At 51.8% G+C, this 12,046-nt stretch carries 12 protein-coding genes; 4 read left to right on the top strand and 8 right to left on the bottom strand.

Features of this window, described 5'->3' with window-relative positions; translation table 11 throughout:
• Position 1: 1 nt before the first annotated feature.
• From tsaC to CWI69_RS06525, 5 genes are read right to left on the bottom strand one after another with little or no spacing between them, the layout of a single operon-like run.
• Positions 2-553: an L-threonylcarbamoyladenylate synthase type 1 TsaC gene (tsaC, locus tag CWI69_RS06545; protein WP_126763086.1), complete on the bottom strand. Its 552-nt coding sequence runs from the start codon at positions 551-553 to the stop codon at positions 2-4.
• Positions 554-571: 18 nt separating this feature from the next.
• Positions 572-967 carry a DNA topoisomerase family protein gene (locus CWI69_RS06540; RefSeq protein WP_126763084.1) on the bottom strand — a complete coding sequence of 132 codons (396 nt, stop codon included), beginning with the start codon at positions 965-967 and terminating at the stop codon, positions 572-574.
• Positions 968-1,441 (bottom strand): DUF494 family protein, encoded by a 474-nt coding sequence (locus CWI69_RS06535; RefSeq protein ID WP_126763082.1) that lies wholly within the window; start codon positions 1,439-1,441, stop codon positions 968-970.
• Between the two features lie 2 nt (positions 1,442-1,443).
• The gene (gene dprA / locus CWI69_RS06530) at positions 1,444-2,481 is read right to left on the bottom strand and encodes a DNA-processing protein DprA (RefSeq protein WP_126763080.1); all 1,038 of its coding nucleotides are present in this window, start codon (positions 2,479-2,481) and stop codon (positions 1,444-1,446) included.
• Positions 2,482-2,514: 33 nt separating this feature from the next.
• Positions 2,515-3,624, bottom strand: a complete 1,110-nt coding sequence (locus tag CWI69_RS06525; RefSeq protein WP_157984247.1) for a LysM peptidoglycan-binding domain-containing protein — start codon at positions 3,622-3,624, stop codon at positions 2,515-2,517.
• Positions 3,625-3,705: 81 nt separating this feature from the next.
• Between CWI69_RS06525 and def the strand changes: the two genes are divergently transcribed.
• The 4 genes from def to trkA are packed head-to-tail and all read left to right on the top strand — an operon-like array spanning position 3,706 to position 7,839.
• Positions 3,706-4,212, top strand: coding sequence for a peptide deformylase (def, locus tag CWI69_RS06520; protein WP_126763076.1), 507 nt, complete (start codon positions 3,706-3,708; stop codon positions 4,210-4,212).
• A gap of 3 nt (positions 4,213-4,215) precedes the next feature.
• Positions 4,216-5,169, top strand: coding sequence for a methionyl-tRNA formyltransferase (fmt, locus tag CWI69_RS06515; RefSeq protein WP_126763074.1), 954 nt, complete (start codon positions 4,216-4,218; stop codon positions 5,167-5,169).
• The gene (rsmB, locus tag CWI69_RS06510; protein ID WP_126763072.1) at positions 5,162-6,466 is read left to right on the top strand and encodes a 16S rRNA (cytosine(967)-C(5))-methyltransferase RsmB; all 1,305 of its coding nucleotides are present in this window, start codon (positions 5,162-5,164) and stop codon (positions 6,464-6,466) included. The genes fmt and rsmB overlap by 8 nt, the downstream gene beginning before the upstream one ends.
• Positions 6,463-7,839 (top strand): Trk system potassium transporter TrkA, encoded by a 1,377-nt coding sequence (trkA, locus tag CWI69_RS06505; protein WP_126763070.1) that lies wholly within the window; start codon positions 6,463-6,465, stop codon positions 7,837-7,839. The genes rsmB and trkA overlap by 4 nt, the downstream gene beginning before the upstream one ends.
• Here the strand turns inward: trkA and CWI69_RS06500 are convergent.
• From CWI69_RS06500 to CWI69_RS06490, 3 genes are read right to left on the bottom strand one after another with little or no spacing between them, the layout of a single operon-like run.
• Positions 7,836-9,287 carry a TrkH family potassium uptake protein gene (locus CWI69_RS06500; RefSeq protein WP_126763068.1) on the bottom strand — a complete coding sequence of 484 codons (1,452 nt, stop codon included), beginning with the start codon at positions 9,285-9,287 and terminating at the stop codon, positions 7,836-7,838. The genes trkA and CWI69_RS06500 overlap by 4 nt on opposite strands.
• A complete protein-coding gene (locus CWI69_RS06495) occupies positions 9,278-9,907 on the bottom strand; it encodes a YigZ family protein (RefSeq protein ID WP_126763067.1) in 630 nt (209 codons plus the stop codon). The genes CWI69_RS06500 and CWI69_RS06495 overlap by 10 nt, the downstream gene beginning before the upstream one ends.
• Before the next feature lie 5 nt (positions 9,908-9,912).
• Complete coding sequence (locus CWI69_RS06490; RefSeq protein WP_126763065.1) at positions 9,913-11,913, bottom strand: transglycosylase SLT domain-containing protein; 2,001 nt, start codon at positions 11,911-11,913, stop codon at positions 9,913-9,915.
• Positions 11,914-12,046 lie beyond the last annotated feature (133 nt).

The following is a 12,046-nucleotide window of genomic DNA, read 5'->3' as shown; positions in this document are numbered from 1 at the left end:
TTTAAGCTCTTACAATTTCTTGAGTAAGTGGATCTATAATCTTCGAGGGACCGCTGGCGCCGCCGACTTCATCTTCCATGACCCAGCCAAGCTGATTGCCGAATTCTTGGCGAACCTCTGCGGCGGTCGTCAATGCCGGTTCGCCGGAGCGATTAGCACTGGTTGACACAATCGCGCTGCCTAAGGCTTTGCAAAGCTGACGTGTGGGTTCATGGGCGGTCACCCGCACCGCAATCTGTTGGCGCCCGCCAGTCAACCACGGCGGCGCATCGGGCGCAGCAGGCAGCAATAAAGTAATAGGCCCCGGCCAGTGGGAAAATACACTAAAACGTTTATCCTGCGGAATCTTTAAATCGGCGACGTAACGAACCAGTTGACTGTAATCCGCTGCGACCAGAATCAAGCCTTTCTCGACGGGACGTTGTTTCAGCGCCAGTAATTTCATCACTGCCGCTTCATTGCGTGGATCACAACCGAGCCCGAAGACGGCCTCAGTCGGATAGGCTAATAATTCACCTGCTGCGAATGCTGCTTTTGCTGCCTGCCAACTCATGCTGGAATCCTCTGCTCACTAGCGAATCTTAGATTTGTAATCACACTCGTTACTGCCACAGACAAGGCGCTCGCCGGCTGTTGTCTTTTTACGCAGCAAAAGCGGGTAAGCACATGTCGGGCATGATTCTGCCACAGGCGGCAGCGGAACGGAAAACTTACATTCCGGGTAATGATCGCAGGCGTAGAAGGAATGGCCGAAACGGCTGGTCTTTTGTACTAATTTGCCCACCTGACAATCAGGGCAACTGACATCAGTGCCGGGATCGAAGTCCGCAGCAGTCATATAGTCGCAGTCAGGATAGCCGCTGCAACCGACAAAAAGTCCAAAGCGGCCTTTCTTCAGTTGCAGTTCTTTCTCACACCGGGGGCAAGGTACGCCCAGTGACTGAGGTTCAAGAAAGTTGTCGGTCATTTAATGCAACAGACCTTCTGGTTCCTCGAACAACAAACCTTCCATCTGATTATAGGCATCTTCGCGCCCTGGCACGTTAAAGAGCACCATCAGCACAACCCATTTCAGATCGTCAAGCGTCACTTCTGCCATATCGAGTTCCATCACGCGGTCCATTACCATTTCGCGGGTAGCGAAATCGAGCACGCCAAGATTCTCGAGATAAATCAGGAAGCCGCGACTTGCGCAATCGATGCGCGCCGTTTCTTCCGCCGTGAACACTCGTGTTGTACTGCCTTGAGAGCGATTCAGGTAAGGTTTAACCTGGCTGTCCTGGAGATCGGCCAAGCGTTCCAACCATGCCAGCGCTTTATGAATCTCTTGCTGACGGAAACCCGCCCGCGTGAGTTCATCAGTGAGCTCATCATGGTTTACCACTACCTCAACATCCGAGTGGATGAAGTTCTCGAACAGATACATGAGGATATCAAACATCTTTAGCGCCTCCCCACTTTTATATAACCACCGGCGACTGAAGCCACTCGCCCCTCTAATTCTAATAACACCAACTGCTCGGAAACCACAGCGACCGGTAGTCCGCTGCGCGCTACGATAGTGTCTATCGATGTAGCCTCATTGCCCACATTAGCCAACAATCCGGGGTTTGCCAAGCTCCGCTCTGATTTATTTTCGTACTCATCTCCATTGATGGGGGTTAGTCGTTTAAAATTCAACTCGTTGCAGACATCCTTCACGCTGGTAACAAGAGCTGCTCCTTGTTGCAATAGTCTGAGATTACCTGTCATGCCTTCATCCCAGATGGAACCTGGAATCGCCATAAGCGACCGGTTTTGCTCAAGCGCCAGGCGTGCAGTCGATAAACTGCCACTGTGCAGTTGCGCCTCAATGACTAGCACCCCTAATGCCAGGCCACTTAAAATACGATTTCGTCTGGGGAAATGATCACGACGTGCCTCTGTACCCGGCAGAAACTCTGAGACAATGACGCCCCCTTGCTCGATCCGTTGTTGCAGCTGCCGATGTTGTCTGGGATAAAAGTGATCAGGACCGGTGCCAAGCACGGCAAGCGTAGGTCCGACGCTCAGTGCAGCCTCATGAGCCGCGCGATCAATACCCAGGGCGAGGCCACTGCTAACCAGCAAACCGGCATGGGTTAAATGTTCGGCAAAAAAGCTCGCTGTACTTTGCCCCGGTGGACTTGCCTTTCTGCTGCCGACCAATGCCACCTGAGGCGTCTGCAACAAACTCGCGTCGCCCGCCACAAACAGCACCAGCGGCGGCTGTGAAATGTTCCTGAGGGATTCTGGATAGTCAGGCTCAAACCAGTGAATGATGCGTCGCTGTCCGCGGCTCAACCACTGTTCCGTTTGTCGCTGATCATCAGCTGATACCGCTGCTTCATGATTAGCCAGTATAGATTTGCCGGCCGCAAAACTGCTGAGTTTGCGTATTTTACGTCGATCCTGGCCCGTTACCCGGGCCAGGGTTAAAGCTTCTAAAAGTGAGGCTTGCATCGCACATCCTTGTGCTGGTGATTTGGTTAAACTTTAATCGGAAGCAAGTTGCTTCGGTACGTAATAAGCTCCAACTTCAAGCCACTCGTTGGCATCAACCACGATAACCACACTATAATCAGGGTACACTTTAATCACCAAAAGCTCCGATGTCGCATGTGGTGGCAAAGTAACAGTTTCCCGCCACAGTCGTGAAAGGTCGTCGCTGGGCTTATAGGGATTTACCGCTTCCGGCACTCTATCTTCAGTGAAGACCTTTATGCCGGGTCGCAAAGCCTGGTACATTTGGCCAATCTCGACACCATTATTACTACCTTTATCGATTACTAAAATATCGTACTTCCCACTTTTGTTTTGGTCGTTTAGTGTGGCGACAATATATCCGTCTACCGGCGCACCAGACGTCGCTTTAATCACCTCAGGGATTGGTGTTGGTTGGTGAGGTATAACAACGTCTCCACGACGTATTTCGCGCTTAGGCTTTATTACATCCCCTTCGATCGTTTCTCCATGGTGGAAGGTAATACGTACCCCCGCCACATCTCGCAACAACGAAAAGTCACCCAGTTGATCGACTGGAGTAAAAATGCGATATTTTTCGTCGAGTTCCACGTTGCCATCGATGTAAACCGGTGCTATTCCGTTAAGCCTTGGTGCACCGCGATTATCACCAAGTATTCGTGGCATCGTTGCAAGTTCTGCTGCACTAACGATGTGGTGCTCATCGATAAATGGCGTTAAAGCCTCCCGATCAAAAGTTGGTATCGGGTTACCTTTGGGCTCAATTACCCCTTCAGGACTCATCGCGCGGAATTCTTTGCGACTAAGTTGCGGCCGGCCATTAACCCAGCTCAGATAAAGCCGGTCGCCCGGGTAAATCAAATGGGGATTGCTGATATCATCATTCAACCGCCAGAGCTCTGGCCAGTGCCATGGATCATTTAAGTAAAGTTCAGATATATCCCACAGGGTATCGCCTTTTTTAACCACGTATTCGCGCGGCGCATCTTCGCGCAAACGGATGACATCACCGCTGGTGGTTGAGGTCGCAGCCGTGCCATTTTCCTGGGGCGCGGACGCTGCTGCTGAAGGTAATAACAATAAACCGATGACCGCAATCGCTTGGAATCGCCAGGTAGCCATGTTGAGCTCCATTGTAAACTCGTGTTTTCATCCCCAAATTACGTTAAAATTGGCAAAGATGAAACTAACGAAAGACGAGTTATGACTAATTTAATTATTTTAAAGTATCCAGACGAGCGTTTACGCACCGTCGCAGAACCAGTTACTAGTGTAGATGATAGTTTGCGCGAAACAATCGACGCAATGTTCGAAACTATGTACGACTCTAATGGTGTAGGCCTTGCGGCAACACAAGTCAATGTACATAAACGACTTTTCATTGCTGATTGTAGCGAAGATCAGAACGAGCCGTTAGTTTTTATCAATCCAGAGATTACAGAGAAAGACGGCTTGTTCGCAAATGAAGAAGGTTGTTTATCGTTTCCGGGCGTTTACGCCAAGGTGGAACGTGCTGAAAAAATCACTGTTACAGCCCTCGACCGTAATGGCGAAACCTTCACAATGAACGCTGAAGGTTTGCTGGCGATCTGCATTCAGCACGAGATTGATCACCTGAACGGCAAACTCTTCGTCGATTATTTATCGCCGCTTAAACGCAGCCGGATTCGCAAAAAGCTAGAGAAAGAAGCTCGTTTGGATGCGGTTTAAACCATGCGCATTGTTTTTGCAGGCACTCCAGATTTTGCCGCAGGCCATTTAGCTGCACTGCTTAACTGTGATGAACACGAAGTCGTTGCCGTTTATACGCAACCGGATCGCCCGGCGGGCCGCGGCAAGAAACTTCAGGCCAGTGCCGTTAAACAGTTGGCACTGACGCATAATTTACCCGTCGAGCAGCCGGAATCGCTGAAAGGCCCCGATGCCCAGGCACAGCTGGCAAGCTATCACGCCGATGTTATGGTAGTAGTGGCTTACGGATTAATTCTACCGGCCGCCGTGCTAACCATACCTAAACTGGGCTGTATCAATGTGCACGGTTCATTGCTGCCACGCTGGCGCGGCGCGGCTCCGATTCAACGGGCTATCTGGGCGGGTGACAGCCATTCTGGCGTTGCCATTATGCAAATGGAAGCAGGCTTAGATACAGGTCCAGTCTTATTAAGCAAAGAGGTTGCTATTAACAGTGACGACACCTCTTCATCACTTTACGCCAAGCTCGCCGAGCTTGGCCCCGCTGCGTTACTGGAAACGCTCAGCGACCTGCCTGCCTACCTAAAACAAGCTCAGACCCAGGATGAAGCCAAGGTTTCCTACGCACAGAAGTTAAGCAAAGAAGAAGCCGAGCTCGACTGGCAACAGCCCGCTGCGGTGTTGGAGCGTTGGGTACGGGCGTTTAATCCGTGGCCAATGGCGTGGCTGGAAAGTTGTGGCGGTACGGTAAAGATCTGGCGCGCTGAGGTTGTTGAAGGCGACGCCAGTTGTGAACCTGGCACTGTACTCTCGGCGGACAAAGAAGGCATCCTGATCCAAACCGTTGAGCAAGCGCTATGCATTACCGAATTACAACCCCAGGGCAAAAAAGCGATGCCCGCAGGAGACTTCCTGAATGCGCGCGCGGACTGGTTTCCGGTAGGCGGGCAGCTGCCAGGAGCCGCAAATGAGTAAAGGTGCGGAGTCCAGAGCTGCTGCGGCACAAGTGCTTGAACAGGTGCTTGAGCAGGGCCGGTCGTTGTCACAGGCACTTCCCGATTACACAACCAAACTTGAGCCGCGGGACCGCGCAATGGTGCAGTCATTGTGCTTTGGTGTATTGCGCAACTTGCCCTTACTGAATGCTGCACTGACTAAGTTTCTTGCCAAACCATTGAAAAAAGACCTTGCGATACTTCATCATCTACTGTTAGTGGGCGCTTACCAACTATTGCTTATGGGAACCTCCGACCACGCGGCTGTTTCTGCTACAGTAGAGGCCACAGAATTACTTAAAAAGCGTCGCCAGAAGGGTCTGGTCAACGCTGTATTGCGCAATTTACAGCGTCAGCGTGAAGCCGTGCTAGCCGACCTGAATGCAAATTCCGAGTTACAACACAGCCATCCGCGCTGGCTTGCTGACGCAATCAAAGCCGCCTACCCGGAGCAGGCAGAGGCAATATTTAATGCCAATAATTTGCAGGCGCCGCTATGGTTGCGGGTCAATACACAGCAAGTCAGCGTCGCTAAGTTTCGTGAGGCACTAACTAGTTACGATGATGAGCTCTTGCTGGCAGACGCTGTTGCCGGATTACCCAGCGCACTGAAACTGCAAAAAGCCGTTGACGTTCGTCAACTCCCGGGCTTCTCAGAGGGGTGGTTTTCGGTGCAGGACTGTTCCGCCCAGTATGCAGCTTCATTGTTAACGACTGAGCCCGGGCAACGCGTGCTCGACTGTTGTGCGGCTCCGGGTGGAAAAACTGCGCATATCCTTGAGCAAATACCCACAGCTGAAGTCCATGCTCTTGATATAGATGCGCAACGACTGGCACGAGTCGAAGAAAATCTTACCCGGCTGCAGCTTAATGCGAAAATTCTTTGCGGCGACGCAAGCCAACCGCAACAATGGTGGGACGGTACACTTTATGATCGTATTTTGCTTGATGCCCCCTGCTCCGCCACCGGTGTCATCCGTCGTCACCCAGATATTAAATGGCTGCGCCGGGCAAATGATATCCCGGCGCTGGTCAAAACTCAGGCGGCTCTGCTGGATGCCCTCTGGCCATTGTTACGTGCTGGTGGTAGGTTAGTTTATGCAACATGCTCGATACTTCCGGAAGAGAACCAGAAGCAAATAGAGGCATTCTGTCAGCGTCATCAGGACGCTCACTCCATGCCTACAGCACCCGACGGTGCAAGCTGCTGGCAACGGCTTCCCGGTGAGCAGGACGGTGATGGCTTCTTTTACGCAATTGTGGAAAAGCAACAATGAAAATAGTGATTCTTGGCGGTGGACAAGTCGGTGGTACGCTGGCGGAGAACTTAGTCGGTGAAGATAACGATATTACAGTTGTCGATACCGACCCGGGCCGTTTAGCCGAACTTTCCGATCGGTACGATATCCGCACGGTTCATGGCCACGGTGCTCACCCCCGGGTGCTGCGCAACGCCGGCTGTGAAGATGCCGACATGCTTATCGCTGTTACGCCAAGCGATGAAACCAATATGATGGCATGCCAGATCGCTTACACATTGTTCCGCACACCAAAGCGCATTGCCCGGATTCGTTCAGAAGAATACATCGATTTCAAAGACCAGCTGTTCCACAAAGATGACGTGCCCGTGGATCACACGATCTCGCCAGAACAACAAGTTACTCAATACATTAAACGTCTGGTCGATTACCCTGGCGCACTGCAGGTAATGGAATTTGCCGGCGGCCGCGCGAGCCTGGTTGCCGTTCGGGCCTATTATGGGGGTAAGCTGGTAGGTCACGCGATTTCGTCGCTAAAAGAACACATGCCCAATGTCGAAACTCGGGTAGCAGCTATTTTCCGTCAAGGTCGGGCGATTCGACCTATGGGTACCACCATTATCGAAGCCGGAGATGAAGTCTTTTTCATTACCGATACACGTTACGTGCGTATGGTTATGGAAGAAATGCAGAAGCTGGAGCATCAGTACCGACGCATAATGATCGCGGGCGGAGGCAACATTGGCGCTGGTCTGGCCGGGCTGCTGGAAGAAAATCACCATGTAAAACTGATTGAACGAAACCTCAGCCGCGGCGAGATGCTTAACGAAAAATTACGCCATACCACCATTCTCGAAGGTGACGCTTCGGAAAGTCGCTTACTAAGCGACGAGCATATCGAAGACGTCGATGTGTTTATTGCAGTCACCAACGACGACGAAGCCAACATTATGTCTGCCATGCTGGCTAAGAAGATGGGTGCGAAAAAAACCATGGTGCTGATTCAACGTCAGGCCTACGTCGATTTGGTTCAGGATGATGTGATTGATATTGCGATCTCACCTCAGCGCGCCACTGTATCAGCACTGTTATCACTAATTCGTAAGGGTGACATTGTAAATGCTTACTCGTTGCGTAAGGGCGCTGCCGAAGCCATCGAAGCTATTGCCCACGGTGATGAAAAAACCTCAAAAGTCATCGGTAAATCGATTAGTGAGATTAAGTTACCACCCGGAACCACCATTGGCGCTATTGTCCGCGGCAACCAGGTTATGATTGCCCACGACGATACTGTGCTGCATGCTGATGACCATGTCATTCTGTTCTTAGTGGACAAAAAGTACGTGCGGGAAGTGGAACGCCTGTTCCAGCCAAGCGCCCTGTTCTTCTAAGAGCGCCAGAATGTGGGGGTCAGCAACACCAGGATGGTGAACACTTCAAGCCGGCCGAAGAGCATAGCCACCACCAGCAACCATTTCGCGGCGTCGGGAATCGTCGCATAATTCGCCGCGACATCACCCAGGCCCGGACCAAGATTATTCAGACAGGCCGCGGTCGCTGAAAACGCGGTAATATCGTCAAGCCCGGTGGCCAGCAAACCTAACATGACCACCACGAATACCAGCGCATATGCCGCGAAGAAGCCCCAAACCGCTTCAACCACACGTTGTGGCAAAATCCTGTTCCCGAGTTTAACCGTGTAGACGCCGGCGGGATGAACCAAACGATTAAGCTCACGCACCCCCTGACGGAATAACAACACCACCCGTACAACTTTCAGACCGCCTGCTGTTGAACTGGCACAGCCCCCGATAAAACTGGCGAAAATAAGCAGGATGGGCAAAAACAACGGCCATGACGCGAAGTCGGTGGTCGCGAAGCCCGCGGTGGTACTGATCGAAACCGCCTGGAACATCGCCTGATTGAAGGCTGTTCCGGTATCACTAAACTGGTCGTGAACGAGTACCGCAGCAAAAACCACGAAAACCAGCGTCGCCTGAATACCTAAAAAGGCTCTGACCTCAGGATCACGTAAATAGCTCATCAATGTTCGACCCGTGATGGCCGTGTAATGGATTGCGAAGTTAATGGCTGAGAGCAGCAGGAACACCACGCAAATGGTGTTGATGGTGCTGCTGTCAAAATGACCCATGCTGGCATCATAGGTACTGAATCCCCCCACCGCTATGGTCGAGAAGGAATGACTAATGGCATCAAACCATCCCATACCTGCCAAACGATACGCCACTGCACAAGCCGCCGTGAGGGCGACGTAAATATACCAAAGATGCTTTGCGGTATCGGCAATACGCGGTGTCATTTTGGCGTCTTTTTGCGGTCCCGGGATCTCGGTGCGATACAGCTGCATGCCGCCGATACCGAGCATCGGTAATATTGCCACCGCCAATACGATAATACCCATGCCACCGAGCCACTGCAGTTGCTGGCGATAAAATAAGATACTATGCGGCAGGGTTTCCAGGCCCTGGATTACCGTTGCCCCAGTTGTCGTCAGTCCGGAAAAAGACTCAAAGACAGCATCGGTAAAGGATAAAGGAAGCTCTTGTGCGAACCATAACGGCATGACGCCGACCATACCCAGTACAGTCCAGAACAGCACAGTGAGTAGGAAACCGTCACGGATTTTAAGCTCAGTACTTTGGGTGCGGTTCGGGTACCAAACCAAAAAACCAATAATCAAACTTATGGCAAAAGCCAGGGTAAATGCAGAACCGCCACCGTCCCCATAGATTAAGGCAACAGCTGCGGGTGGCAGCAGCGTGACGCTGAACAGGCAGATCAATAGCCCCAGTACACGAAGAATACTTCTTAGGCGCACGAATTATCCCCAGTTTGACGTTTTAGTGTGACACGCCCTTGTGTCGCATTTTTTAATGCCGCCGCCAAGGCTTCGAAATCCTCTTCAGGCAGCGCAATATGCTGCTCAATAGCTGCGGCAAACTCTTGTTGTTCTGTAATGGCATCGTACTGTGCCAAACAATGCGTGACAACTTTTTGATCGGCATAATCGTAGTGTAAACAGGCAGATTTGCGAACTATTTTTGCGTGTTTAGGGGTGCACTCGAGTGCATTCAGCGTCGCTTGGGTGTAGGCTCGCTGTAATCCTCCGGTACCTAGCTTTACGCCACCGAAGTAACGCACCACCACCACAGATACTTCCCCAATACCGCTGTTAAGCAGCACATTCAACATCGGCCGGCCGGCAGTGCCGCTGGGCTCGCCATCGTCGCTCATGACATAACTTTGACTGTCGTCCGGCGCACTCGTAATCGCCGCATTGCAGTAATGGTTCGCCCCCGTCCACTGCTGCTGGCAAGCACGAATATGTGCCTGATGTTCAGCGGCCGAGGTGACCTGTTGCACAGAAGTTATGAAGCGACTGTGTTTAATTTCAAGTTCATCAATACAGGTCGCAGCCGGTATCCAATACTCAGTCATAATACTTATAGCCCCAGCAAGGACTTACTTATTTTCATATCCGTCAGTTCCCTAAAACGATTCACCGGCTGTCCAGGGTTCTCCAGCATCAAATAGATCTGCTGGTAGGCGAGTACATTTTTTACGTAATCGCGCGTTTCCCGGTAGGGAATGGTCTCAACCCAGCGGTCAATCGCCATCGGCTGTTGTGGAATCCAATCGATAACACGATAAATGCCACCGTTGTAGGCCGCTGTAGCTACCACCCAGTTATCACCAAGACGGCGTTTTAAGTCAGCTAAATAACGCGTGCCCAGACGAATATTGACGCCCGCCGTTTGCAGATCATGCCGCGCATAATCACGCCGTCCGATGTAGCGCGCTGTACTGGGCAGTAATTGCATCAATCCATGTGCACCAGCATGGGAAAACGCATCAAACCGGAATGCACTTTCGCGACGCGAGACAGCAAAGGCCCAGTCCGGCGCTATTCCTGCCGTTTCAGAATGGGTACGATGTTCATCCGCATAGGCTAACGGGAAACGTTGCTCGATAGCGCCAAATTCTCCAAGTTGGCCCAAAGTGTAGATCGCCTGATCGTGCCATCCCCACTGCGATGCAAGCACCGCCAACAGTTCCTGTTGCCGGGGCTCCGCCCCCTGTAGCAACTGATACCACTCGCGACGCGCCTCGATGTAGCGCTCCAGCTGTAAAAACTCATAGGCCCGTTGTACTGCATCAAGTGAACGAATCGCTGTCATTTCATCATCGCTGTAATTGATGCGTTCTCGCGCCAGCTGCAACGGCAGCTGCAACTTGCTTGCTGCCAGAAAACCGTAATAGCTACGCTGCCCGGCGATATGTTGAAAATCACGTTCTGCCTGCTCGTGCCGCCCCAGCTCTTCATAGGCTCGGCCACGCCAGTAAAACCACTGATCCTGTTCGCTGTTTATCCCAATTTTAGCTGCGGGGTTATCAATTAATGCTTGCCAGTTGCCTTCCCGGACCCACTCAGCGAGCTGCCACTGTAAGGTGGCTGCAGTGTGTTCATTTGCTTGCAACTGTGCCAGCCACTCCTCTGCTGCAGGATGGTCTTTGGCACTTAATGCAACGGCAAACTTTTGTTCCAATTCAGTGCGCTGACTCGCAGTCAACGGAATGGCATCAGGCAATTCACCCAGAGTTCGGATAGCAACATCCGGATCACGCCAGATAAGCCGCCCTAACCCATAAGTCACAATACTTGCCGCGCGCTCTGCCGCTGCGCCACGTAGCTTCGCTAAATCATCGATCTCACGTACCAGATTGGCCGGATTGCGGCGTACCTGATGATAACTATCAATCAGTGCGTTAGTCGGAGCCGTTACCAGACTGGCCAGGTATGGCAATAATGTATGTTTACCATCTTCAGCTGCCAGCTTCGCCCGCTGCCAGACTTTATCTTCCGTACGATGCCCTGCTTTCGCCCAGGTCGCCAGCAATGGGTCACAGGCTTTCGGCAGCGACTCCCCGGTTAGCCATAATTGGTCGACTGCCCGCATCACCGCAGCTTCAGGCTGAGTTCCCTGCTGCAAACTAAAGCGCCAGAAATAACAACGGTGCTCCAGTCGTCCAGGATAAATGAAGTCGCGCAGAAAGCGCTGTTGTTCGTTGTTTCGGGCCAGATAATCAAGCCAGGGGTAACGCAATTGCCAGTCGAGGGGGGTATTATCCAATACCTCGAAAAACTCCAGCACCCGTTCTTCGTTGGCGACGTAGCCGACTTGCAGCAGCCGCTCCAGCTCCAGATAAGGCAGTAACGGGTAGCCGCGCAATTCATCGAGGAGCTGATTGTATTCGTTTAATCGACCGCGTTTCGCTGCGTACTCGGCTTTCACAAACAGCTGGCGTTGTAATTCGCGCTGTTCGCCCCCATTTAACAAGGGATCGTGAATTTTTGGCTCAGCTTGAGTGTCGCTCGGGAATAGCGCTGTAGAAAAAACCGCTGTAAACAGAAGCGCACATGCTGTAGTTCGAATTAACCACATAATTTCAAACGCTCGTTTAAAAAATCATTGAAAAATTGGCCTAATCGGGCCAAACTCTTTGTCACTACTTGTATCACGACATAGTGTGATTACGAATCATACGCTAACCGAGCGCAATCTGAAAATCAGGAGA

The sequence above is a fragment of the Pseudidiomarina halophila genome (assembly GCF_003987215.1).
Taxonomy (GTDB): Bacteria; Pseudomonadota; Gammaproteobacteria; order Enterobacterales; family Alteromonadaceae; genus Pseudidiomarina; species Pseudidiomarina halophila.
This window is presented reverse-complemented; position numbering and strand designations above follow the sequence as displayed.